This is a genomic window from Micromonospora sp. WMMD812, assembly GCF_027497215.1.
Lineage (GTDB): Bacteria > Actinomycetota > Actinomycetes > Mycobacteriales > Micromonosporaceae > Micromonospora.
In genome coordinates this window covers 211,159-234,849 of the sequence record NZ_CP114904.1, presented here as the reverse complement: position 1 = coordinate 234,849, position 23,691 = coordinate 211,159, and the positions used below count along the sequence as shown (strand labels likewise).

General features: G+C 72.6%; 20 protein-coding genes. 1 reads left to right on the top strand and 19 read right to left on the bottom strand.

What is annotated here, in order from left to right; translation table 11 throughout:
* Positions 1–33 precede the first annotated feature (33 nt).
* From O7603_RS00990 to O7603_RS00920, 15 genes are all read right to left on the bottom strand, one after another.
* Positions 34–438 carry a roadblock/LC7 domain-containing protein gene (locus tag O7603_RS00990; protein WP_281573764.1) on the bottom strand — a complete coding sequence of 135 codons (405 nt, stop codon included), beginning with the start codon at positions 436–438 and terminating at the stop codon, positions 34–36.
* A gap of 17 nt (positions 439–455) precedes the next feature.
* On the bottom strand, positions 456–2,849 hold the full coding sequence (locus O7603_RS00985) for a nitrate- and nitrite sensing domain-containing protein (protein ID WP_281573763.1): 2,394 nt from the start codon (positions 2,847–2,849) through the stop codon (positions 456–458).
* Between the two features lie 257 nt (positions 2,850–3,106).
* A complete protein-coding gene (locus O7603_RS00980) occupies positions 3,107–3,553 on the bottom strand; it encodes a helix-turn-helix transcriptional regulator (RefSeq protein WP_281573762.1) in 447 nt (148 codons plus the stop codon).
* A gap of 271 nt (positions 3,554–3,824) precedes the next feature.
* Positions 3,825–5,117 carry a cytochrome P450 gene (locus tag O7603_RS00975; RefSeq protein ID WP_281573761.1) on the bottom strand — a complete coding sequence of 431 codons (1,293 nt, stop codon included), beginning with the start codon at positions 5,115–5,117 and terminating at the stop codon, positions 3,825–3,827.
* 457 nt (positions 5,118–5,574) lie between these two features.
* On the bottom strand, positions 5,575–6,237 hold the full coding sequence (locus O7603_RS00970; protein ID WP_281573760.1) for a phosphatase PAP2 family protein: 663 nt from the start codon (positions 6,235–6,237) through the stop codon (positions 5,575–5,577).
* 64 nt (positions 6,238–6,301) lie between these two features.
* Positions 6,302–6,748, bottom strand: a complete 447-nt coding sequence (locus O7603_RS00965) for a VOC family protein (RefSeq protein WP_281573759.1) — start codon at positions 6,746–6,748, stop codon at positions 6,302–6,304.
* A gap of 57 nt (positions 6,749–6,805) precedes the next feature.
* Positions 6,806–7,609, bottom strand: a complete 804-nt coding sequence (locus O7603_RS00960; protein ID WP_281576916.1) for an SAM-dependent methyltransferase — start codon at positions 7,607–7,609, stop codon at positions 6,806–6,808.
* 123 nt (positions 7,610–7,732) lie between these two features.
* A complete protein-coding gene (locus tag O7603_RS00955) occupies positions 7,733–8,770 on the bottom strand; it encodes a zinc-dependent alcohol dehydrogenase family protein (protein WP_281573758.1) in 1,038 nt (345 codons plus the stop codon).
* Positions 8,767–9,645 (bottom strand): carbohydrate ABC transporter permease, encoded by an 879-nt coding sequence (locus O7603_RS00950; RefSeq protein WP_281573757.1) that lies wholly within the window; start codon positions 9,643–9,645, stop codon positions 8,767–8,769. The genes O7603_RS00955 and O7603_RS00950 overlap by 4 nt, the downstream gene beginning before the upstream one ends.
* Positions 9,642–10,577 carry a sugar ABC transporter permease gene (locus O7603_RS00945; RefSeq protein WP_281573756.1) on the bottom strand — a complete coding sequence of 312 codons (936 nt, stop codon included), beginning with the start codon at positions 10,575–10,577 and terminating at the stop codon, positions 9,642–9,644. The genes O7603_RS00950 and O7603_RS00945 overlap by 4 nt, the downstream gene beginning before the upstream one ends.
* 59 nt (positions 10,578–10,636) lie before the next feature.
* Positions 10,637–12,007, bottom strand: a complete 1,371-nt coding sequence (locus O7603_RS00940) for a sugar ABC transporter substrate-binding protein (protein ID WP_281573755.1) — start codon at positions 12,005–12,007, stop codon at positions 10,637–10,639.
* A 56-nt stretch (positions 12,008–12,063) separates the two neighbouring features.
* Positions 12,064–12,825, bottom strand: coding sequence for a DeoR/GlpR family DNA-binding transcription regulator (locus O7603_RS00935; RefSeq protein ID WP_281573754.1), 762 nt, complete (start codon positions 12,823–12,825; stop codon positions 12,064–12,066).
* Positions 12,826–13,064: 239 nt separating this feature from the next.
* Positions 13,065–13,919: an alpha/beta hydrolase gene (locus O7603_RS00930; RefSeq protein WP_281573753.1), complete on the bottom strand. Its 855-nt coding sequence runs from the start codon at positions 13,917–13,919 to the stop codon at positions 13,065–13,067.
* Positions 13,920–14,018: 99 nt separating this feature from the next.
* Entirely contained in the window at positions 14,019–14,207 is a 189-nt protein-coding gene (locus O7603_RS00925) for a hypothetical protein (RefSeq protein WP_281573752.1), read from the bottom strand.
* Positions 14,208–14,523: 316 nt separating this feature from the next.
* On the bottom strand, positions 14,524–15,705 hold the full coding sequence (locus O7603_RS00920) for a phosphatidylinositol-specific phospholipase C1-like protein (protein ID WP_281573751.1): 1,182 nt from the start codon (positions 15,703–15,705) through the stop codon (positions 14,524–14,526).
* A gap of 197 nt (positions 15,706–15,902) precedes the next feature.
* On the opposite strand from O7603_RS00920, the gene O7603_RS00915 reads away from it, so the two are divergent.
* Positions 15,903–17,342, top strand: a complete 1,440-nt coding sequence (locus O7603_RS00915; RefSeq protein WP_281573750.1) for a hypothetical protein — start codon at positions 15,903–15,905, stop codon at positions 17,340–17,342.
* 53 nt (positions 17,343–17,395) lie between these two features.
* On the opposite strand, the gene O7603_RS00910 is transcribed toward O7603_RS00915, so the two are convergent.
* The 4 genes from O7603_RS00910 to O7603_RS00895 form a co-directional block, all read right to left on the bottom strand.
* Complete coding sequence (locus O7603_RS00910; protein ID WP_281573749.1) at positions 17,396–18,883, bottom strand: hypothetical protein; 1,488 nt, start codon at positions 18,881–18,883, stop codon at positions 17,396–17,398.
* Between the two features lie 297 nt (positions 18,884–19,180).
* Positions 19,181–20,092: a TIGR03619 family F420-dependent LLM class oxidoreductase gene (locus tag O7603_RS00905; protein ID WP_281573748.1), complete on the bottom strand. Its 912-nt coding sequence runs from the start codon at positions 20,090–20,092 to the stop codon at positions 19,181–19,183.
* Between the two features lie 102 nt (positions 20,093–20,194).
* The gene (locus O7603_RS00900) at positions 20,195–21,742 is read right to left on the bottom strand and encodes a tannase/feruloyl esterase family alpha/beta hydrolase (RefSeq protein WP_281573747.1); all 1,548 of its coding nucleotides are present in this window, start codon (positions 21,740–21,742) and stop codon (positions 20,195–20,197) included.
* 119 nt (positions 21,743–21,861) lie between these two features.
* Positions 21,862–23,640, bottom strand: a complete 1,779-nt coding sequence (locus O7603_RS00895; protein WP_281573746.1) for an ABC transporter ATP-binding protein — start codon at positions 23,638–23,640, stop codon at positions 21,862–21,864.
* Between the last annotated feature and the right edge of the window lie 51 nt (positions 23,641–23,691).

Genomic DNA, 23,691 nt, shown 5'->3' with positions numbered 1-23,691 from the left:
AACGGCCCGGCGTGAGGGGGTGCCGGGAGGGGGTCAGCGGCTGCGGCTGAGCGCCGCCCGGGCGGCCGGGGTGAGGGCGTCGCCGATGCGGTTGGCCAGCTCGGTCATCTCGTACGAGACCTTGCCGACGTCACAGTGCGGCGAGGCGAGCACCAGCAGGGACGCGCCGTCGTTGAAGGCCATCGAGAACATGAATCCGCCCTCGAGCTGGGTGACGTTGGAGATCACGGCGCCGGCGTCGAAGAACGCGGCCGCGCCGCGGAGCAGGCTCACCAGGCCGCTGCCGGTGGCGGCGAGCTGGTCGGCGCGGTCCGGCGGCAGGTCCCGGGTGGCGGCCACCATCAGGCCGTCGCTGGAGATGGCGATCGCGTGGCTGACCTCGGTCGCGCGTTCGGCGAAGCTGTCCAGCAGCCAACCGAGGTCCTGGTGGTCGGTCACGTGCTCTCCCTGTCGCGTCATTGGTTGCCCTGGTTGGTCAGGGTGGGGCGGCGGGCGGCCACGCCGCGGGCGTACGCGGCCATCGCGGTGGCCACCTGCGCCGGGTCGCGGTACTCGGACCGCTGGGGCTGCGTCGGCGTGGTGACCGTGCCGGGGACGAGGTGCCGCTGCGGCTGCCGCTTGGGCAGGCCGGAGTTGGTGGTGGTGACGACGTCCGGGGCGGCCACCTGGGCGGCCGCCCGCCAGGCGTCGTCGGCCGGGCTGGCCCACGGCGCGCCGTGGTGACCGTTCGGCTGGTCAGTCCGGAACCAGTGGTTGACCTCCTGGAAGATGAGCAGCTCCTCGGTCGGCGCGTCGCCCCGGCCGGGCGCGGCGGCCGGCCGGAACACCGGCGCCGCCGGCAACGCCCGGTCGGGGGCCGGTCGCCCGGCCCGCGGCCGCGGCACCGTCGGCGGCGCGTACGGCGGCGGTGGGGCGGCGGTACGCGCCGTGCGCCGGGACGGCCGGGCGGCGCTGAGCAGGTACTCCTCCGGGGGCAGCGGCCGGATCATCGTCGCCGGCAGCGCCGCCTCGGCGATGGTGCCGAGCCGGGGGCCGGGTCGCAGCTGCACGGCGACTCCCAGCCGCACCCCGAGCTGCCCCACCACGACCAGCCCCATCGCCCGCACGGCGGCCACGTCGATGGCCGGCGGGCGGGCCAGCAGCTCGTTGAGCTGGTGCAGCCGCTGCGGGGAGAGGCCCACGCCCTCGTCGCTGACCTGGATGATCACCCGGTCGCCCAGGCTCCGGCCGGTCACCCAGGCCTCGGTGCCGGGCGGCGAGTAGACGGTCGCGTTGTCCATCAGCTCGGCGAGCAGGTGCACCACCTCGTCGACCGCCTCGGCCGCGACGGCCACGTCGCCGTCGACCATGCCGAGCCGGATCCGGGCGTAGTGCTCGATCTGGGACTGCGCCGCCTGCAGGACCTTCTGCAGCGGGGCGTCCTCCTGCCGTACCCGGCCGACGCCGACCCCGCCGAGCACCAGCAGGCTGGCGTTGATCCGGCCCATCCGGGTGGCCAGGTTGTCCAGCGCGTACAGCTGTTCCAGGCGTTCGGGGTCGGTCTCGTCCCGCTCGACCCGGTCGACCTGGGCCAGCACCGCGTCCACCAGGCGTTGCTCGCGCCGGCTGAGGTGGATGAAGATGTCCGCGGTGTTGGCCCGCATGACCGCCTGCTCGGCCGCGGTGCGCACGGCCGCCCGGTGCACCGCGCTGAACGCCTGCCCCAGCTCGCCGATCTCGTCGTCGCTGGACGGTTCCAGCGCCTCGGTGCTCTGCCGCCGGGCCAGCTCGTCCGGGTCGACCGAGCCGCTGTCCGGCTGTTGCAGCCGGGCCACCACCTCCGGCAGTCGTTGGAAGGCCACCGCGTTCGCCGCGTCCCGCAGCCGGCGCAGCCGGCGGGTGATCTGGCGGGCGACCACCCAGGTGACCAGGGCGGTGAGCACCAGCGCGACCGCCACGGCGACGGCCTCGACCGCGGCTCGGCGCCGCTGGTCGGCGTGCGCGGCCCGGACGTCGTCGAGCACCGCAGCGTCGACCCGTTGCCGAAGGTCGGAGAGGCGTCCGGACCACTGCTGCGTGGCGGTGATCCAGGCGTCGACGTCGAGTCGCAGGGGGCCGCCCGCCTGCGTGCGGGACACCTCGTCCTGCAGCCGTTGCAGCAGGAGCGCCTGCTCGCCGCTGCCGGCCTGCTCCCACCAGACGCTCCACTCGGGCCGGGCGAGGGCCAGGAACGACAGGCTGGACTCGGTGAAGCTGGTGCGGGCGGCGGTGATGTCCTGCTGCAGGGCCGGTGTCAGCTCGCCGGCCGACACCGCCCGCAGGACCGCCACCTGCTGCTGGCCGACCGCCTCGGCCGTCTTGGACAGCGCCGCCGAGGCCCGGACGCCGTCGGCGATGCGGGCGTTGACCACGCCGACGGTGACGCTCTCCCGGAGGGTGAGCAGGTCGGCGATGGCGATCCGGTAGCCGAAGGTCATCGCGGAGACCGAGGCGTGCGCCGCCGTGCGGACCTGGGCGCGCAGCGGCGGGAGGGCGTCCAGCGTCGCGTCGATGCGGTCGAGGACCGCGCGGCTCGCTGCGGGCCCGGCCGGGATCCGGGCCCGCTGCGCGCGATAGCCGGCGATGACCGCGTCGGTGGCGGTGGTGGCGTCGGCGAAGGCGTCTTGCTGCTGCGGTCCCCCGCGGCCCAGGAGGTCGGCGGCGGCGACCCGTTCCCGCTGCAACCGGTGGGCCAGGTCGCCCGCCTCGGCGCCGAGCCGGGCCAGGTTGCCGAGGTCGCTGGCGCGGGTGGTCTGGCGGGCGCTCTCGGTCAGCGCCAGGCCGGCGAACCCGATCACCGCGACCAGCGGGGCGGCCACGATGAGCCGCATCCGGGAGGCGATCCTCCACCCTCGACGCCGATTCGGGTAGGGTCGGGCCGCGTGGGACCTCGTGCTCGACGCCAAGACTGACTCCCACGGCTCATCGACGGTGACCTATGTGCACGTTGCCGTATGCACGTTTCATTGCGCCGGAACCCGTGCGCTGAGACCAGACCCGCCCGTGGTACAAACAGCCCGTACCAACATCTGTACCCAGAGTCAGCAGCGCCGGCGGGCCGGCCCCCGCGCATCGACGCCGGCGGGCCTCAGGACCGGCGGGCGACCTCGCCGGCCGACCCGTCCTCCGGGCCCGGCGGGGCGCTGAGCACCTGACCGATCAGCTCGCGCAACTCGTCGATCGCCGCCACGACCGCACCCGGGTCACGGGCGTCCCGCCGGGCCGGCGGCGTGTCCACCGCGATCAGGCGAGGGCCCCGGCGCCCGTCCGCCGCCAACTGCTCCGCCGCGACCTGCGGCCACAGCCCCGCCAGACACCCACCGGTGTCGAGCACCTCGTCGCAGCGCACGGCGAACTCGTGACTGCCGAACCGGCGGCCGGACTCGACCGCGGCGACCGTCTCGCGACTGAACCGCACCCGCTCCGCCAACGCGCGCTGGGTCAACCCCGCCCGGGTACGCCAGGACCGCAGCTCGACCCGGAACCGGTGGCTGGCACCGGAATGGTCGGCGTTGGGCCGAGATGCGCGATCCATGTGCTCACCTTCATGACACCGGCGACGAGCACGGCATCAGATCGAGGTCAGGCAATGAGTATGCATTCGCAGGGCACAATTCTTAACCCACCAGTGGACGGGTGTGAAGACGTGCACCCGAGATGGTCCATTGCGTCCCTGCGATTGCCGCCGTCGCCACCCGGCGCGGCCCGCACCGGCGGACGCGGGCCCACTCGCGGTGACTGCCACCCGCCGCCCCTCCCATGAAACGACCGTTACCGCAGGTCAACCGCGCGGATCCGAAGCCACCTCAGCGAGCGGGGACCTCGGCGGGGTCCGCGTCGGGAGCCCCGGCGGGGCCGGGCGGCCGTCCGATATCGACGATCGCCGGAAGCTCGCGGTGCGCGCGGAATGCAACATTCGGCTTGTATGAACGACGGTGGTCGGGTGTTAACCGCAGACCGGGAATGGCCGCGGCGAGCCGGGCCAGGGCGATCCCGGCCTCCAGTCGCGCCAATGCCGCGCCAATGCAGAAATGCGGCCCGTGCCCGAACGACAGGTGATCCGACGCGTCCGGCCGGTCCGGGTCGAACCGGTCGGGATGGGCGAAGACCGCGGGATCCCGGTTCGCGGCGCCGATCAGCAGCAGGCACCGCGACCCGGCCGGAATGGTGACCGCGCCCAGGGTCACCTCCCGGCGGGTCACCCGCAGCCACCCGTCGATGGCGGGTGCGTACCGCAGCGTCTCGGTGAGGAACGCCGGGATGCGGCCCGGGTCCTCGACCATGGCCCGCCACCGCCCGGGCACCGACAGCGCCTGGTCGAGGGCGTGGGCGAGCAGGCCGGCGGTGGTCTCGTGCCCGGCGACCAGCAGGTTGAAGACGATGCTCGCCACCTCGGTGACCGTCAGCCTCGAGTCGTCGCCGTCGCGGTACGCCAACGCCAGGCTGACGTAGTCCTCGCCGTGACGGCCGTCGTCCAGGCGGGCCCGGACGAGCCGCTGGCAGTAGTGCCAGAACTCCAGCAGGCTCCGGGCCAGCCGCACCTGCTCGGCCGGCTCGGGCCGACCCCAGATCAGCGCGATCTGCCCGTCGGCCCAGTCCCGGACCCGCCCGATGTCCTCCTCCGGCACGCCGAGCAGGTCCAGCAGGACGAGCAGCGGCAGCTCGGTGGTGAACTCCGCGACGAGGTCGACGCGCTCGCCGGGACGGGCGGCCAGGCGGGACACCAGCTCGTCGACCCGGCGACGGACGATCGGCCCGTACCGCTGGTCGACCCGGTCCGGCGTGTTCGCGAAGGTCGCGCGCAGGGCCCGGCGCGTGCGCGGGTGCACCGGCGGGTCCGCGGCCGCCGTGGTGGGCGGCGCGTCGATCTGCATGATCACCTGCAACGCCTCGGGGCGCACGTCGTAGAGGGGCACGAGGGTGAGGGCGTTGCCGAACGTCGCCGGGTCGGCGAGCGCCCGCCGTACGTGCGCGTGGCTGCTGATCAGCCACAGCCCCAGGTCCGGGTCGTGGTGAACCCCGCCGGGCTCGTCGAGAACGCGTCGCCACACGCCGGCCGGGTCGGTGAGATATTGCTCGTCGAATGGGTTCAACCGCATGACCGCCTCCTGGTGCGTCGCGTCGGCGGGCCGCATCCGGGGACCGGACGGCAGGTCCGTGAATGTGCCCCGATGGCCGCGGACGCCTTCACGGTGCGCCAATTTAGCGCGCAAGTCAAGATTTGTCGGCGTCAATGGAAATAGGCTCGGGAATTGCGACTTACGCAGATCGCATCGACACCGGAGAGTGCAAGTTGCGGGCCGACCATTGCCCGACGCACAGATCGTTGAGCAGTTCAGATACCATCCCGACCAGTTCCGGCGACCCACCGTACCGGACCGGAAGCGTCGGCACGGAGCGCCTCGCGGACGGCGGACGGATGCGACGGCGTCGGTTACGAGCAGTCGCCGGAATGGCGATCGGACGCAGATTTACCACGACCCGGAAAACGACTCCTGCGGCCACCGGTGACGGTGTCGGTAATGCCGAGCGGCCGTTGCGTCGGGTATCGGTCGGTCAGGTTCGGGGCGCCCGGTCCAACACACGGGGCAGCGGGAGCGTGCGCCACGGCAGCCGCAGGAGCAGCCGCACGATCAGCAGACCCAGCAGGTATCCCCCGACGCTGTCGGTGAGCCAGTGCCAGCCGAGGTAGGTGGTGCCGATGAAGACCAGCACGCCGGGCAGCCACAGCAGGACGCGGCGGACGGTCACCCCGAGGTACGGCGCGAGCAGCATCGCCAGCACGCCGTAGTACACGATGCCGTTGCTCACGTGCCCGGAGGGGTAGAACTCCTCCCACCCGTCGCTGAACATCTCGACCGAGCCGTGGTGCGGGGCGCCCCGCGAGGTCCACCGCTTCAACCCCACGATCAGCAGGGTGCTGATGACCGGCGCCAGCCCGGCCGGGATGATCGGGCGGATCGTGCGGTGGCGCCAGGCCAACCAGAACGACAACCCGACGGTCACGGTGGTGAGGATGCCACCCTGCCCGACGTGGTCGAAGATCCACATCAGGAGGTAGACCGGCCGGGGGCGGCGCGCGTCGCACCAGTCCCGGACGAGGATGTCCAGCCGCAGCAGCGGCGGCCACCAGACCAGCGCCGCGGTCAGCGCGACGAGCGCGGCGAGCAGCAACCCGTCGAACCACCAACCGCCCGGCACCGGCCTGAGGACGGGCACGCCGAGCGGTCGGAGCCGGCGGTCGCGCAGGTGTCGAGGCGATCGTCGTCCCGTCGCCATGGCCTCAACCGGCGGTGCCGGAAGGGTCGGCCATGATCCCGGTGCCCTGACCGACCTCGATCAGGTAGCCGTCCGGGTCCCGCAGGTAGCACCGGATCTCGGCGCCGTGGTCCTTCGGCTCGGTGAGGAACTCCCCGCCCCGGGCGCGCCACTGCTCGTAGACCGCCCGCACGTCGGTGACCCGGATGTTCATCGCCCCGCTGAGCGTGTCCGGGTCCGCCGGCGCCTGCGCCCGCACGTTCGGCTTGTCGTCGGTCGGGCCACCCTCGTCGTTGATCACGATGTAGCTGTTGTGGAACCGCAGGATCGCGGGATGCCGCTCCCGGACCACCGTGGCGCCCAGCACCCGGCGGTAGAACTCCCGGGAGCGGTCCACGTCCCGCACGATCAACAGGTGGGTGAGCACCATCCCGTGCTCGGGCCGGAAGTAGTCCGGCGCCTCGCTCGCCATCCGTGCCTCCCGGGTGTCGTCCGGGCCGCGCGTACCCATTCCCGCAGCCCGTACACCTCAGGGTTTGCGGGCCAGACCGGCCCAATAGTAGGCGGCGTGCGGATCCTCCGGGGCGCCGTCCTCGGGCCGCCAGGCCATCACCGGGACGACGCCCGGCTCGACCATCTCCCAGCCGTCGAAGAACCGCTCCACCTCGGCGCGGGTCCGCGGGACCAGCGTCATGCGGCCCTGGGTGGCCGCGGCGACGGCGGCGTCCATCTCGGCCGGGTTGAAGTCGCCGGTCGGGTGGGTGATCGCCAGGTAGCTGCCGGAGGGCAGGGCGTCCATCAGCGTACGCAGCTTGCCCGCCGGGTCGTCGGCGTCCCGCAGCAGCATGAGCACCGCGATGAGCGTGAGCGCGACGGGGCGGCTCAGGTCGAGCGTCTCGGTGAGGCGGGCGTCCGCGAGGATCTTCTCCGGCTGACGCAGGTCGGCGTGGATGTACTCGCTGCGCCCCTGTTCGGTGCTGATCATCAGCGCCCGGGCGTGCGCCAGCACGATCGGGTCGTTGTCGACGTAGACCACCCGGGTCTCCGGCGCCACCGCCTGGGCGACCTCGTGCAGGTTGGGCCGGGTGGGGATGCCGGTTCCGATGTCGACGAACTGGCGGATGCCCGCCTCGCCCACCAGGTAGCGGGCGACCCGGTGGACGAACGCCCGGTTCTCCTTCGCCATGGTGCGCAGGGTGGGGATGGCCTCGATGAGCGCGGCTCCCATCGCCCGGTCGACCGCGAAGTTGTCCTTGCCACCGAGCCACCAGTCGTACACCCGTGCCGAGTGCGGAACGCTGGCGTCCACCCCGGACGGCGGAACCTCTTCGATTCCGACGCTGGCCTCACTGTCCCCCACGATCGTCTCCCCTCGATCGACCGGTATCGACGAGCGCAGCCTAGAGGACACGCCGCGATCCGGGCGACCGAGGGGCGGACGGTCAGAGGCGGCTGGTCACGCGCGGCCGACCTGCGCCGGGAACGACGCGCGGGCCGGCTCGCCGGACCCGACGATCTCGATCTTCCGGCCGACGCCGGCCCGGAACTGGGCGATCGCCTCGGCGTAGCTGTCCAGCGGGAACCGGTGGCTGATGAACACCTCCGGGTCGAGGATTCCGCCGGCGAACAGTTCGCCGGCCCGCTCGAAGCTGTGCAGCACCGCCATCGACCCGGTCACGGTGATCTCCTGGTTGTAGACGCGGTACGGCTCGATGCTCGCCCGCGTCCGGTACTCCGAGACCCCGAACTGCAGGAACGTGCCGGCGGGCGCGACCCGGCGTAGCCCGTCGTCGATCGCGGCCTGCACGCCCGTGCAGTCGATGACCACGTCCCAGCCGCGCGGCCGGGTCAGCTCGTCGGCACCGGCCGCCGACGCCGAGCAGCCGAGCCGGACGGCGGTGGCGAGCCGGGCCGGGTTGGGGTCCAGCACGCTGACGCTCGCCGCGCCACAGCGTTTGGCGAGTTCCAGCATCATCAGGCCCATCGTCCCGGCGCCGTAGATCAGGTAGTGGTCGCCGAGCCGCCGGGGCAGGACGTCGAAGCCGCGTACCGCGCAGGAGAGCGGCTCGATCAGCGCCGCGTCCGCCGGCGCGACGCCGTCGGGCAGCGGGAAGCAGTTCTTCACCGGAGCCACCGCGAACTCGGCGGCCCCGCCGGCCACGGTGACGCCGATGGCCGCCCACCGCTCGCAGAGGTTCCCCCGGCCGCGCCGGCACTGGTAGCACTCCCCGCAGTGCAGCGACGGATCGACCGCGACGGCGTCGCCGACCCGCACCTCCGTGACGTCCCGGCCCGTCGCCACCACCGTGCCGGCGAACTCGTGCCCCGGCACGATCGGGTACGCGGGGGCGAACTCGCCGTCCAGGATGTGCAGGTCGGTGCCGCAGATGCCGCACCCGGCGACCTGCACCACGACGTCGCGGGGCCCGGGCGCCGGGTCGGGCACCGATTCGATCGAGATCTGACCCGGCGTGACGATGACCGCTGCTTTCACTTGACCGCCCCCATCGAGAGTCCTCGGACGAGTTGTTTCTGGGCGATCCAGCCGGCCAGCACGACCGGTAGCGACACCAGCGTCGCCGCCGCGCAGAGCCGGGCGAGGAACAGCCCTTCGGACGTGATGAAACCGACCAGGAAGATCGGTGAGGTGCCGGCCCGGGTCGCGGTCAGGTTCACCGCGAAGAAGAACTCGTTCCAGCTGAAGATGAAGCAGATCAGCGCGGTCGCGGCCAGCCCCGGCGCCACGATGGGCAGCAGGATCCGGCGGATGGTGACCAGCAGGCTCGCCCCGTCCACGGCCGCCGCCTCGATCAACGCCGGCGGCACCTCCAGCAGGAACGACCGCATCATCCACACCGCGAGCGGCAGGTTCATCGCCGTGTACAGGACGATCATCGTCCAGATGTTGTCGAGCAGGCCGAGCTCCTTGACCAGCAGGTAGATCGGCAGCAGCGCCGCCACCGCCGGCAGCATCTTGGTGCTGATGAAGAAGAACAGCACGTCGCGCCACTTGGTCACCGGGCGGATCGACAGCGCGTACGCCGCCGGGGTGGCCAGCAGCAGCACGAGCAGCGTGGAGAGCAGGCTGGCCATGAGCGAGTTGAGCAGGTACGGGGTGATGTCCCGGTCGAAGACCTGCCGGTAGCCGTCGAGGACGGGAGGGAACACCCAGGACGGCGGGTTGCTGGCGGCGTCCACCTCCCGCTTGAACCCGGTGAGCACCATCCAGAGCACCGGCAGGAAGAACAGCAGCCCCGCCAGCCAGGCGACGGCGGTCCAGGCCATCCCGGCCCGGTCGGTCCGCCGGGTCCGGCGACCGGTCGGCCGGGCGGGTGCGGCGGTGGTCGGATCGTGCCGTACGGCGGTCATCGCGCGTCCTCCATCCGGAACAGGCTGGAGATCACCCGCAGCGCGAAGGTGGCGACGACGATCGTGCCGATCACCACGACGACGCCGGCGGCCGCCGCCTCGCCGTACTCGAACTTGCGGAAGGTGGTCAGGTAGATCTCGTACGGAAGGTTGGTGGTGGCGGTGCCCGGACCGCCCTGGGTGATGGTGAAGACCGCGTCGAACGTCTGCACCAGGTAGATCGAGCCGAGCAGGGCGCCGAGCTCCAGGTAGGGGCGCAGGTAGGGCAGCGTGATCCGGACGAAGATCTGCCACGGGCCGGCACCGTCGACGCGGGCCGCCTCCAGGGTCTCGGTCGACTGGCCCTGCAGGCCGGCCAGGATGATCAGCATCATGAACGGCGTCCACTGCCAGACCAGGGTGGCGACGACGGAGAGCATCGGGTACTGCGAGACCCAGTCCGTGCTGCCGCCGAGGATGCCGTTGACGAGGCCGTACGCGGGGTTGTAGATGGCGTGCTTCCACAACAGCGCCGCCGCCATGGGCATCACCAGGAACGGGGTGATCAGCAGCGTCCGCACGACCCCTCGGCCGGGGAACTTCCGGTCGAGCAGGATCGCGAGGCCGAGGCCGAGCAGCACCGACGCGACGACCGAGCCGGCCGTGAGCACGACCGTGTTGAGCAGGGCCGCGCGCAGCCGGGCGTCGGTGAGCACGTCGGCGTAGTTGGCGAGCCCGACGAAGCCCCGTTCACCGGGGCGCAGGGCGTTCCAGTCGAGGGTGGACAGGTAGAGCGTGACCAGGAACGGAATCTGGGTCACGACGATCGCGAAGATCAGGGCGGGCAGCAGCGGCGCGCGGCGGATCCACCGCTCGGCGGCCCGGCCCACGGCCGGAGCCGCGACCGGGGTACGGGGTGTCGGGCCGGCGCCGGCGTGCAGCGTCTGGGTCATCGGTTCACCTCGTTGCTGGGCCGGGAGCGGCCACCGGCGGTGGCCGCTCCCGGCGACGGCTACCGGTACTCCTTGGCGACTTCCTCGGCCAGCTTCTGGCCGTCGGTCAGTGCCTTGTCGACAGTGGTGCTCCCGGCGATCGCGGCGGACACCTCCTGGGACACCTTGGTGCCGAGGTCCGCGAACTCCGGGATGCCGACGAACTGCACCCCGAGGGCGGGGCGGGGCTGCGCGCCGGGGTTCTTCGGGTCGGCCTCCTGGATCGACTTGAGGGTCAGGTCCGCGAACGCCGCCGCGGACTGCCGGTACTCCGGGATGGCGTAGGTGGACTGCCGCTTCCCGGCCGGCACGCGGGACCAGCCGAGCGAGGAGCCGACGAGCCGCTCGTAGTCCTTGCCGGTGGCCCAGGAGATGAACTTCCAGGCGGCGTCGGCGTTCTTGGTGGTCTTCGGCATCGCCAGCGCCCAGGCCCAGAGCCAGCCCGACGAGGCGGTCTTGTTGACCGGCGCGTACGCGTAGCCGACCTTGCCGGCCACGGTGCTGGCGGCCGGGTCCTCCAGGGTGCCGGCCGCGGAGGTCGCGTCATACCACATCGCCGCCTTGCCCTGCCCGAACGTGTTCAGGCACTCGGTGAAGCCGGCCTGCGGCGCGCCGGGCTCGCCGTGCTTCCGGACCAGGTCGACGTAGAACCGGGTGGCCTCGGCGAACTCCGGCGCGTTCACCCGCGGCGTCCAGCTCTGGTCGAACCAGGTGCCGCCGAACGTGTTCACCACGGTGGTGAGCGGGGCGAACAGCTCCCCCCAGCCGGGCAGGCCGCGCAGGCAGATGCCGGAGACGCCGGACCTGTCGTCGTCGAGCTGGGCCGCGAACTGGGCCACCTGCTGCCAGGTGGGCCGCTCCGGCATGGTCAAGCCCTTCGCGGCGAAGAGGTCCTTGTTGTACATGAGGAACGACGACTCCCCGTAGAACGGGGCGGCGTAGAGCTTGCCGTCCTCACCGGACAGCGACGTGACCATCGGCTGGAGCAGGTCGGCCCGGTCGTAGCCGGAGTCGGCGTCGGCGTACGAACTCAGCTCGTGCAGCCAGCCGTTCTTCGACCAGATCGGGGCCTCGTACGCGCCGATCGTCGCGACGTCGTACTGGCCGCCCTGGGTGGCCACGTCCTGGGTGACCTTGTCGCGCAGTTCGTTCTCCGGCAGGATCGTGAACCGCACCGTGATGCCGGTCTGCTTGGTGAAGTTGTCGGCGGTGACCTTGGCGAGATCCTCCATCTGCGGGTTGCCCACCATCAGCACGGTGATGGCCTTCCCGTCGCCGCCGTCGGAGGAGCCGCCGCCGGCGCCGGAGCAGGCGGTGGTGGCGGCGAGGACGGCCGCGACGGCGAGGGCGAGTGGGGGTCGCCAGCGGTGCGCAGTCCGGGTTCCGGGCACAGCAAACCTCCAGGATGGGTCGTTTCGGTGGTGTGGGGGTGCGCTCGGTCGGGCGGTCAGACGCGTTGGACCACGGGACCGAGCAGTGAGTAGCGGTGCGCCTCGGACGCCGGCAACGCGGCGTCCGTGACGATGGCGTCGACGTCGCTGACGTCGGCGAAGCGGCAGAAGCTGCTGGCGCCGAACTTGGTGTGCACGCCCGCGAAGACGACCCGCCGCGACACCGCGACCACCTGCGCCTTCACGGCGGCGACGGCGGGGTCGGGGGTGGTCAGGCCGTGCTCGCGGGAGATGCCGTTCGCGCCGACGAACGCCAGGTCGATGACGAAGCCGGCGAGCATCTCGGTCGCCCAGTGGTCGACGGTGGCCCGGGTCCGGCTGCGGACCCGGCCACCCAGCAACAGGACCGTGGTGGCGGATGACGACGCGAGCATCGCCGCGGTGTCCAGCGATGCGGTGACCACGGTCAGCGCCCGCTCGGCCGGCAGCGCCTCCGCGATCAGTTGCGGGGTGTAGCCCTCGTCGATGAAGACCGACTCGGCGTCGCCGAGCAGCTGCGCCGCGGCGGCGGCGATGCGACGCTTCTCGGTCACCAGCCGGGTCGTCCGCGTGTCGAGGGTCGTCTCGAACCGCGCGGTCTCCACCGGGTAGGCGCCGCCGTGGGTGCGCCGCACCAGCCCCTGCTGCTCGAGCCGGTGCAGGTCGCGCCGGACGGTCTCCGGCGCCACGGCGAGGTCGACGGCCAGTTTCTGCACGTCGACGGAGCCCTGGTCGCGGGCGAGTGCGAGGATGCGCTGCCGGCGCTCCGCGGAGTTCATCGCTCACCTCCCGCTCATCGGTGTCTATTGTTTCTAACACCGTTACCGGGGTGTGACGACCAGCACATCGTGCCGATCCCAGAGCGTTCCTGCCCGGTTCACGCAACCGGTCGGCAGCACAGGTCCGGCCAGATCCGTCGGTAGCGGACAAATGGTCCGCCCGTTTGGGCGGCCCCACCGCCCGTCTGACGCCCGTCCTCCTCCATCGGAGCGCGGCGGGCGGTCGCGGGCCGTCGCGGCTAGCCGGCGCTGAGGATCGCCCGCGCCACCGCCTCCGGCGCGTCGATCTGTACGTAGTGGCGGGCGTCCGGGACCAGTTCGAGGTCCGCGCGGGGAAACAACCGGGCGAGCGCTCGGGCGACCCGGGGGTTGAGGTAGCGGTCCTCGGCGCCGAAGACGACCCGCACGGGCCGGTCGAACCGGTGGACGTCCGTGACCCGGCGACGGCGCGCCCAGATCGTGCCGAGCAGGTCGTCGTTGAGTCGCCAGAAGGCGGGCTCGGCCGCGACGAACTGCTCGTACAGGGCGGGCACCACCGTCCTGCGCCGGCCGGGGTCGGCCATGAACCGACTCACCTGCCAGGTGTAGAGACGCCGGTCGAGGTTCCGCCACCGGCCGGCCGCCCGGCGGGCCACGCGACGCACCAGCGGCGTGGAGTACAGCGCGATCGCCGGTGGGCGCCGCAGGCCGGCCACGGGGTGGTAGTAGGTGTTGAGCAGGACCAGCGCCGCCACCCGGTGCGGGTGGCTGAGCGCCCAGTCGATCGCGGGCGGGCCGGAGGCGTCGTGGGCGACCAGGACCACCTGCCGCAGGTCGAGATGGTCGATCACGGCGGCGATGTCGCCGGTCTGGTTGTCCGCCGTGTACGGGTATCCGCGCGGCTTGTCGGAGCGGCCCCAGCCGAGGAAGTCGAACCGCACCACGGGACGGCCGTGCAGGTGGGGCAGGAGGTCGTCGTAGAGGTGCAGGTTGTCGGGGAAGCCGTGCAGGAGGACGATCGGCGCGCCCGAACCGGGCGTCACCTCGGCGTGGATCCGCTGCCCGGCACGGGGTACCCACCTCGTCGTGGCCCCGTCCGACGGGGTGATCGCCATCGTGTCGCTCCCGAGCAGCTGCCGGCCGTCGAGACCGAGTCTCCTCGCCCGGCGGCGCGCCGGTGGGTGATTCGCCCGTCCGAGCCCCGATGAACCCGCTCAGTGCCCGGTGCCGACCCTGCGCCCGGGCAGGGAGAGCTGTGCGATCACCGGTAGGTGGTCGGAGGCGGCGGCGGCCAACGGCGAGGTGACGACCGCGATGGCGCGTGCGACGACGTCGTCCGACCGCAGGATGTAGTCGATTCGGTGGGTGGGCTGCTCAGTGGGGTAGGTGTACCCCTCCCCCACGCCCACGGCCTTTCACGTGTCGGTGAGGAGGGGCGACGAGGGTCCGGATCTCCGGCGTCTCGGGGGTCGCGTTGTCATCACCCGCAGCGACCGGTCCGGTGCCTGCCGCCGGGTCGATCCGGCGGCCGCGGCCGGTGCGGCCAGGACCACCGTCGCGACGACGAGCGCGACCAGCGGGACAATCGATCGATTCATTCGCATGTCCGGAGCCTGTCGGCAGACGATGACATCGGCTCAACGGTGGGCGGAAGGTTACCTTACCTGGACGGTGACCGCTCCGATTTCCGGAGCGGCCACCGTTCGTGTCCTGCTGGCGTCAGCGCTCCAGCTTGGCGTCCCGACAGTTCCGGGGCGCCGAGACCGGGTTGCATCGCACGGCGACCCCGCCGGGGAGTTCGGCCACGAAGTCGCTGTCGTAGCGGGCGGCCATACCCACGGTCGGGTAGTCGGTGGTCACGAGCTGGGCCCCACTGGCGAGGGCGGTGTCGACCCGGCTGAACTCCTCCGCCTTGACCGTCCGCAGGGGCTCGTCCGAGCGGGTCCGCACCAGGTAGCCCCGCTGGACGAGATCCCGGATGACCGCCTCGTTGGCGCCCCGCGGATCGTTCACCATCGTGATCGCGGCGTCCGGCGATCCGGGCGGGCCCTGGGTGAAGACGGCCCGGCCTTCGAGGTTGGGCCGGCCTTCGAGGTACATGTTGCGGATGCCGCCGGGGCCACCGTTGTCGAAGAAGAACATGACCTTGCCGCGCGCCCAGTCGAGCGTCGGCCAGCCGTACCGCAGGATCGACTCCTCCAGCGTGCGGCCCGGTCGGCGCAGGTCGTCGGCGGTGATCAGCTGCTTCTCGGAGAAGACGGAGCGGATCTCCTCGTCGACCGCGTCGAGCAGGGCCGGGCTCCATGCCGGGCTCACCGCGCCGCCGAGCGCCTCCCAGCGCTTGTCGGTCTGCTTGAGCTCCAGCTGCATGATCACCGGCGCGTGGTGCGGGTTCGCGTCGGACCAGGTCCGCACCTGCTCCAGGCAGCTGACGAAGGTGCGGCAGCTGGTGCCGTAGTCCTGGTCGGCGACGTGCAGGACCTTCATGCCCGGCTTCGCCATCGCCGGGTCGTCGATCGGGCCGAGGCCGGCCCGCTTGCGCGGCAGCGGGTGCTGGTAGAGCCCGCCGTCGGGGTCGGGCAAGAGGTCCAGCTCCAGGCCCCGGACGTTCTGGCGGCCGAGCAGGTCCGGAATGGAGGCGTGCGAGTACCACCCCCAAGTCGGGTAGCCGGGGTCGATCTTCAGCGACTCCTGCAGCTCGGCGTCCTGCAGCTCGCGGTGGTAGGCGTTGTGCGCGCCCATGAACTGGATCTGGTTCATCCGGACGGCGTCGCCGCTCGACGCGCCGGCGGCCTGCGCGTCACCGACCGCGCCGCGCAGCACCGGCGACAGCGCGGTGACGCCCACGGTGGCGAGGACGACCGCGGCCATCGCGGCGAAGTTCCTGGTCCTGGTTCTCATCGCAATCCCCTTCATCGGATCGCGGTCACGCTAGGACGCCCGGGTGTCCGCGGCGAAAACCTGCAGCGGAATCGGAGTAGCCGAAGGTTTCCATTGCACCTTTCCGGGGTGGCGAGAGCCCACGCCGCCGTCACCCGTCCCGCCACCGGTAGCCGCCGTGCTGCCTGCGCGCCGCGGAGCGCTGGCAGGATGGCCGGGTGGACCTCGAATCCGGTGCCGGGCTGTTGCACCGCCTCACGTCGTACGTGCCGGACCGCGAATGGAACGTCCCCCACGACGATCCGCGGGTCCGCCGGGACCTCGTCCCGAACGACCCCGCGACCCAGCCGCCGCAGGTGAAGGGCTATCCGGCCGGGCTGCCGGTGGTCGCCCTGCCGCGTGACCTGCCCGACCCCGGTGTGCCCGCCACGGCCGTCCTCGCCGGCGTCGCGTCGCCCGCTCGACCGCTCGACGCGGCGCAGCTCGGCCGGGTGCTCTTCCTCGGCGCCGGCGTGGTCCGCACCGCGCAGCGCGACGGGCGTGCGCACGTCTACCGCGCCTCCGGCTCGGCGGGAGCCCGCTTCCCGCTGGAGGTCTACGCGAGCACCCGGGGCGTAGCCGGTATCCCGGACGGAGTGCACTGGTACGACCCGCTGCGCCACGCTCTGGTCCGGATCGGTCCCGCCGCCGGCGGCGCCGCCACCACGCTGGTGGTGACCGGCGTGCCGTGGCGCACCGGGTGGCGGTACGCCGAGCGGGGGTGGCGGCACCTCTACTGGGACGCGGGGACGCTGCTGTCCCAGCTCTCCGCGGCCGCCGCGAGCGCCGGCGTCCCGCCCCGGCTGCGCTCGCTCTTCCCGGACGCCACTCTGCGCAGGCTCGTGGGCGCGGACGGCGTACACGAGTATCCCCTGGTCCTGCTCTCCCTCGGCGACGGCGAGCCGGCGATCGACCCGGGCGGGTCGGCGGCCCGGGGCGACCTGCCGCCGGTCGAGTTGCCGCTCTGCACCGAGGCACAGCGCGCGGGCGAGCGGGACGCGCTCGGCGCACCGTGGCCGGACGGCGACCCGCTCTCCGAGATCCCGCCGTCCCCGTCGCTGGACGAGGTGATCCGGCGGCGCGGCTCGCAACGACGGATGGACCGGTCCCGGACGCTGACCCGCGCTCAGCTGGACTGGCCCCTGGCGGCGGCCCTGCGCGGGGTGGCCGTGCCGCACTGGGTCGCCGTGCACGGCGTCGATCACCTGGCGCCCGGCGTGTACCGCTGGCCGGACCTGTCCCGGCCGCTGCGAGCCGGCGACCTCCGCGGCGAGCTGCTCCGGATCTGCCTGCACCAGTCGCTCGCCGCCGACGCGGCGTACGTCGTCGTCGCGGCCACCCCGCTGGCCGACCTCGACGACCACACCTACCGGGAGGCCCAGCTCGCCGCCGGGCTCGTCGAGGGCCGGCTGCACCTCGCGGCGTACGCGCTGGGTGCCAGCGCGTCCGGGATGACCTTCGTGGACTCGGAGGTCCCGGCCCTGCTGGGCGCGCCGGAGGACCTCGCGACCTTGCTGTTCACCTGCGTCGGCGTCCCCGAGTACGCGTCCCGCGCCGGCGGCGGCCCCGGCAGCCCGGTCACCGTCCGCCCGGTCCGCCCGCGCCTCCGCGAGCCGTGACCGGCGGGGCGGCGCCCCTCAGCCGGGGCGCCCGCCCTCGAACCGCTCCGTGCTCAATCGGCCGAGGGTTGCGGGGTGCCGCAGATCTTGGTGTTGGGCGGGTCGATCTCCTCCTTGCTCCACACCCGGTACGGTGGCGGCCCGAGCCGGTTCTCGGCGTTGATGGGTTTGACGTTGATCAGGTTGAGGAACTTGTTGATCACGTTGACCACGGGCTGGAGGATGCTGTAGCCCACGCCGTAGCGGGCCCACACCCCGAGCCCGACTCCCCGGCACTCCACGAAGTGCGATCCCAGGGTGGCGACCGCGCCGAGGGCCGAGCCCATCGTCGTGCCGCAGGCCGTCGACAGCTCGAAGTAGACACCGGCCTTGAACACGAACGCGTTGAACCCGACGTCGAACTTGACGCGGTGCTCGACGAGCAGGCCCATGACACCGACGGGAACGCCGTGCAGCGACTTGGTGATGCTCGACTTCCGCTGCACGTTCGTGGTCACCTTCGGGCCGAACGTGCCGTTGGCGTACCCGTAGCCGAGCTTCCCGGCGAGGGAGAACTCGCCGGAGCCGTTGATGGAGCCGGCCTTGGCGCCGAACGCGGTCGTGACCTTCAGTGTCTGGCCGATCGTGAGGGTGAGCGGCACGCCGAGGACGACGCCGATCGGGAAGGCCGCCTCGACCGGGATCGGCAGGACGGCCCGGATGTTCTGTCCGTTCTGGATCGCGGCCTGGAAGGACATCCGGATGCCGAACCCGCCGGTGATCTCCAGCTCCGCCCGTTTGAGCGAGCCACCACGGACGTCGAGGTGGAAGTCCGCGCTCGGCGACGTGAAGGTGAGCGCGACCCGTCCGATCAACCGCAGCCCGTCGCGGTCGTAGTGGTAGCTGATCTCCGCTCCGTCGCTGAAGCTCACGCCGGTGGAGAAGTTCGCCGCGACGGTCTGGACCTCCCGGTTACGGGTGGGCGGAGGTTGCAGCGGCCGGGCCGGCGGTGGCACCGCCGGCGCGACGCGTACCGGCGCGCTCTTGCCGAACCTCCCCGTCGGCGAGGGCGTGACGGCGGCGTCGGCTTCCTCGGGGTTGGCCCAGGAGGGTTCACCGGCCTGGTAGACGACCGGGTTGTCGAGTGGGACGCCCTTCTTCTCGAACGTGCCGTCCCGGATCACCTCGGTCAGGGTTACCGGCCCGACCGTGACGAGCAGGTCGCCGCCTTCCCGCTCGAGGTGCAGCACCCGGCCGACGCCGCGGCCGGTGACGAACATGACCTTGCCGACGGCCAGGTCGTCGGCGTGCTTCGCCTTCCCGTCGAGACGCCAGGTGAGCCCGTCGGCGGTGACCGACCGGATCGAGCGGCCGCCGCCGCCCACGAGCACCACGTCGGGCTGGAACGTCACGTCCGGATGGGGCACGGGCGCCTGGCCGTACCGCAAGGCGGCCTCGCTGTACGGATCCTCGTCGCCCGGGTCCGTGGACGGTCCGCCCGTGCAGGCGGCCGTCGCGAGCAGCATCGCCACGGTGAGGACGATCGACACAAGCTTCCGCACCGGGGCTCCTCGTCAGGTCCGGGTGGTCACCGGTCGGGCCGGACGTGCGAGCGGCCCTCGCCCCGCCGCCGGGCCGTCGAGCCGGACGAGCCGGGGCCCCGCACCGCCGCGGGTGGACCGGCGACAGGTCATGCGACGACGCTACGGCGGGACCGCGGCCGGGTAATCGGGGGTTTCCCTACGTATTGGCGGCCACGACCCGGGCGGCGGGCTGCCCGAACCCCGGCGGAGGGCTGCCACGACCCGGGCAACGGGCGGCGGCGCCACCGTGGCGACGGCGGCGGTCGAGCCGGCGGCTCACCGGCGCGGTGCGAGGGCGTCGAGCACCTCGTCGGCCCGTCGACGCGAGGCCTCCGCGTCCGCTCGGGGGGAGCCGATCTCCGGATCGAAGTTGAGGTCGACGAAGAGTTCGGTGACGCCGGCCTCGGCGAGCCGGCCGAGGTCGGACCGGATCTGGTCGAGCGACCCGGTGAGCGGCTCGCGGTCGGTGGGGCCGCCTGGGCGCACCCGGACCGCGCCCCGGCAGACGAACCGCAGCGCGCCGGGGTCGCGGCCCGCGTCCGCCGCGGTCGCCTTGACCGTCGCGATCGCCGCACCGATGGCGGCGAGGTCAGCCTGGCTGCCGCTGACCCAGCCGTCGGCGAGCCGACCCGCTCGGCGCAGCGCCTGCGGTGCGAGGCCACCCAGCAGGATCGGGGGGTGCGGCCGCTGCACCGGTTTCGGGTCCATGCGGGTCGGTGGGACCTGGTAGAACTCGCCGTGGTGCTCGGTGACCTCGTCCTGCCAGAGTCCGCGCAGGACGGTGACGAACTCCTCCGCCCGCCGGCCGCGCCGGTGCTTGCTGGCACCCGTCGCCTGGTACTCCTCGTCCGACCAGCCGAGGCCGAGCCCGACGTCGAGCCGTCCGGCGCTGAGGATGTCGAGGGTCGCGGTCTGCTTCGCCAGCACCACGGGCGAGAGGAACGGCATGTTGAGCACCGCGACGCCGAGCCGGACCCGGGTGGTGTGGGCGGCGAGGAACGCCAGGGTGGTCAGCGGGTCCTGCACGCTGTGGTAGGTCTCGCTCCAGCCGAGGTCGGCGGGGGCCAGCAGGCGCTGGAACGTCCAGAGCGAGTGGTAGCCGAGCTGCTCGGCGCGGCGGGCGATGTGCACCATGTGCTCCGGCGTGGCCCACGAACCGGAGACGGGTACGGCGAATCCCAGGTCCACCCTCGCACCGTACCGAGTTCCGGCCCGGCCCGCGGACGACAGTACGGCCGGCCCCGCGGTGGTGCGGTGGCGCGGACGTCGCCCGCGCCACCGCACCCGACGTCAGCGGTGACTGCTGGAGCAGGTGAAGTTCTTCGCCTCGGTGGTGGCGCCGTGGCCCTTGTACCGGGCGACCAACGGGTACTGGCAGACCGGGCGGGTGAGCACCGGGTTGCCCGCCGCGTCGGTCCGCTGCCCGGTCAGCTGGCTGGGCGCCTTGCCGCGCTCGACCCACGTCACGACCGCGTCGAGCAGGTTGGTCGGCGCGGCACCCTGACCGCCGCCGCAGTGCGCGACGCCGGGTGCCACGAAGAAGCGGGCGAACTTCTGCGTCTGCTTGGCACCGCCCATCGCCGCCTCCAGGCGCTGGTAGTAGTCCACCGTCCCGCGGAAGAAGATCAGCGGGTCGGCGGTGCCGTGCCAGAAGGCGACCTTGCCGCCGGCGTCGCGGAACGCGGACAGGTCCGGGTCGTCGGTCGCGATCACCGCCTGGTACTGGAGCGCCGACTGTTGGAAGAGCAGCAGGTACTGGTCGTACGTCATGGTCCGCCAGTCCCAGCCCGGGTTCTGCAGGAGGAAGTAGCGGAACCACTCCAGCCCGACGCCGAACGGCAGCTGGTTGCCGCCGGAGCTGTTGTTGAGGCTCTGCAGGTTGGCACCACGCTCCAGCCCGTACCACAGGAACTGGCCGTCCGCGTCGCGCGGACCTGCCCAGATCTTGTTGACCACGTCGGCGTCGGCGGCGGTGAAGGTGCCGCACTCGGTCGCGGCGCCGATCAGTGTGCGGGCGTCGAACCGGCAGCCCTGCCAGTCCCCGATGATCCCGTCGGTGGCCCCGTCCCGCGGATCGCACGCGGTGATCGCGGCCTGGGTGGCCAGGGCGAGCTTGCACGGCGCGACGATGGTGCCGGAGAGCAGCATCTGCAGCTGTCCCCAGAACTGCGCGGGGTGGAACTTGGTCCAGTTGACCGCCGGGGACGCGGCGGCGATCCCGTCGTAGTCGCTCGGGTAGCGCTGCGCCTCCATGAGTGCCTGGCGGCCGCCGGTGGAGCAGCCGTTGAAGTAGCTGTGGAAGGAGGAGTCGCCGTAGAAGGCCTTGACCAGCGCCTTGCCGGTCACGGTCATCTCGTGGATGCCGAGGTACCCGAAGTCGGCGATGAGCTGCCAGTTCAGCGTGCCGTCGGGGTTGAGCGCGAAGCTGCCGCTGCCGCCGGTGTGCCCGGTGTCGGTCGCCGCGGCGGCGTACCCGGCCCGCAGCACGGCGGCCGGCGTGGCGGTCGGCGACCCGCCGGAGAAGCCGCCGCCGCCGGTGCCCTGGAACCGGCCGTTCCAGTTGTCGGTCGGCAGCCACACCCCGATCCTGACCTGGTCGTGGGCCGGCGGGTTGGTGACCGTCAGCTGCACCGCGCAGTGCGCCGGCACCGACGCGGTGGCCGCGACCGCCGTCGCGCTGACGACGGTGGTGTGCGGGAGGTTCACGGATGCCAGGCTCGCGCAGGTGGCCTTCGGCCGCTTCGCGCCGACGGCGCTGGCACCAGGCCCGGCCGACAGGATCAGCGCGGCGCTAGCCAGCATCGCCAGGCCGGTGAGAACAGTGCGTCTGGGTCTCATGGTCCATCCCTTCCGGTGGGGTGGGATGGGATCACCGTCGCCCCGGCCCGGGAACCGGGCAATGAAGTCCTTCCGGCAGGTGGAAGGGGCAGATCGGGTGGTGGCGGGACCCGCCGCGGCTACGGCGCGGCGACCGCCGCGACGTCCTGGTCCGCGGCGACGCGCAGCGCCGCGACCAGCCTGCGGTAGAGGTCGTCGCCGGCGAGCAGCTCCCGGTGGGTGCCCTGGGCCCTGATCCGACCGCCGTCCAGGACGACGATCCGGTCGGCGTCGAGCACGGTGGAGAGCCGGTGGGCGATGGTGATGACGGCGCCCACTGCGGCGCGCTGCCGGATGCACTCGTGCAGGGCCGCCTCGGTGAGGCCGTCGAGCTGGGCGGTCGCCTCGTCCAGCAGCAGGACCTCGGGCGTCCGCAGCATCGCCCGCGCGAGCGCGATCCGCTGCCGCTGGCCGCCGGACACCTCGGTCGACGAGAGCGAGGTGTCCAGCCCCTCCGGCAGCGAGTCGACCTTCTCGTCGAGCTGGACGGCCCGCAGCACCTCCCGGATCTCGGCCTCGGTGGCGTCGGGTTGGGCGAACCGCAGGTTGTCGCGGATCGTGCCGGGCACGACCGGGGTCTCCTGCTCGACGTACGCCAGCCGGGCGCGGACCTGGTCGTGGGTCCAGGTGGCGTAGGGGTGGCCGTCGAGCAGCAGCTGGCCGTGTTCGGGTTCGAGGAACCGCAGGATGAGCGAGAAGAGGGTGGTCTTGCCGGCGCCGGAGGGCCCGACGATCGCGGTGTGCCCGCGGCGGGGGATCTCCAGTTCGATCCCGAGCACGGCGGGTGGGACGTCCGGGCCGTACCGGGCGGTGACGTCCCGGAAGGCGAGGACCGGCTGGTCCTCGGCGACCCGGGGGTGGCCCGCGCCCGGTGCCGTCGCCGCCGTGGGCGGCTCGACGCCGATCGCCTCCACCTCCCGGATGCGCCCGGCCGCGGCCACGCCCGCCTGCAGTGCCGTGACGTTCTGGGTCAGCTCGGAGATCGGCCCCATGAGTTGGAAGGTGTAGAGCAGGAAGGCGATGAGGCTGGAGATCTCCAGCAGGTCGCGTTGGGCTCGCCAGGCGCCGATGCCGAGGATCGCGATGACGGCCAACTGGATGCCGGTCCACGCGATCGTCCAGACGGACGCGCTGATCCGCGCCGCCCGTACGCTGTGCGTCGCGGCGTCCCGCGCGTCGGCGACGACCCGTTCGCTCAGCCGGGCCTCGGCGCGGCTGGCCTTGACGGTCCGGATGGCCCGCAGCGCCCCTTCGAGGGTCCCGCCGAGGCGCCCCACCGACTCCTGCGCCGCCGTGGTCGCCTTGCCGATCGCGGGCAGGAGCGCACCCATGATCGCCGCGACGACGACGACCGCGGCGATCGTGCAGCCGAGCAGGAACAGGTCCAGCACGCCCATGAGCACGAGGGTGCCGAGCAGCGCGATCGCGCTGTTCACCAGGCCGACGATGCTGCCGGACGCCTCGTGCAGCAGGGCGGTGTCCGAGGTGACCCGGGTGACGAGTTCACCGCTGGGACGGCGTTGCAGCTCACCGATGCGGGCCCGGAAGTAGCGACCGATGATCGCGGTGCGGGCGTCCAGCACGATGTGCTCGGCCAGCGCGCCGAGCAGCCGCCACTGCCACAGGGTGATGGCCGCGCCGACGAGGACGAGGACCAGCAGCGCCCCGATCGGACGGGCCATCGACTCCCCGGCGCCGAGGGTGTCGAGCACCCACTTGGTCACCATCGGCGTCGCCAGCCCGGCCGCGTTGGCGACGAGGCCCAGCACCAGGCCGAGGAGCATCGTCATCCGGTGCGGGGCGATGAACGACACGAGCAGTCGCAGCCGGGGCAGCGCGGCGGAGAAGGGCGGCGGCATTCCCCGATTGGAACATCGGTGTTCCGTTTCAGGCAAGGGGTTTACCGGAGT

Bases quoted from the DNA above. Each gene is read 5' to 3' on its own strand.
- O7603_RS00985 (WP_281573763.1), bottom strand. From the start codon at position 2,849: ATGCGGCTCATCGTGGCCGCCCCGCTGGTCGCGGTGATCGGGTTCGCC.
- O7603_RS00980 (WP_281573762.1), bottom strand. From the start codon at position 3,553: ATGGATCGCGCATCTCGGCCCAACGCCGACCATTCCGGTGCCAGCCAC.
- O7603_RS00975 (WP_281573761.1), bottom strand. From the start codon at position 5,117: ATGCGGTTGAACCCATTCGACGAGCAATATCTCACCGACCCGGCCGGC.
- O7603_RS00965 (WP_281573759.1), bottom strand. From the start codon at position 6,748: ATGGCGAGCGAGGCGCCGGACTACTTCCGGCCCGAGCACGGGATGGTG.
- O7603_RS00950 (WP_281573757.1), bottom strand. From the start codon at position 9,645: ATGACCGCCGTACGGCACGATCCGACCACCGCCGCACCCGCCCGGCCG.
- O7603_RS00945 (WP_281573756.1), bottom strand. From the start codon at position 10,577: ATGACCCAGACGCTGCACGCCGGCGCCGGCCCGACACCCCGTACCCCG.
- O7603_RS00935 (WP_281573754.1), bottom strand. From the start codon at position 12,825: ATGAACTCCGCGGAGCGCCGGCAGCGCATCCTCGCACTCGCCCGCGAC.
- O7603_RS00930 (WP_281573753.1), bottom strand. From the start codon at position 13,919: ATGGCGATCACCCCGTCGGACGGGGCCACGACGAGGTGGGTACCCCGT.
- O7603_RS00920 (WP_281573751.1), bottom strand. From the start codon at position 15,705: ATGAGAACCAGGACCAGGAACTTCGCCGCGATGGCCGCGGTCGTCCTC.
- O7603_RS00900 (WP_281573747.1), bottom strand. From the start codon at position 21,742: ATGAGACCCAGACGCACTGTTCTCACCGGCCTGGCGATGCTGGCTAGC.
- O7603_RS00895 (WP_281573746.1), bottom strand. From the start codon at position 23,640: ATGCCGCCGCCCTTCTCCGCCGCGCTGCCCCGGCTGCGACTGCTCGTG.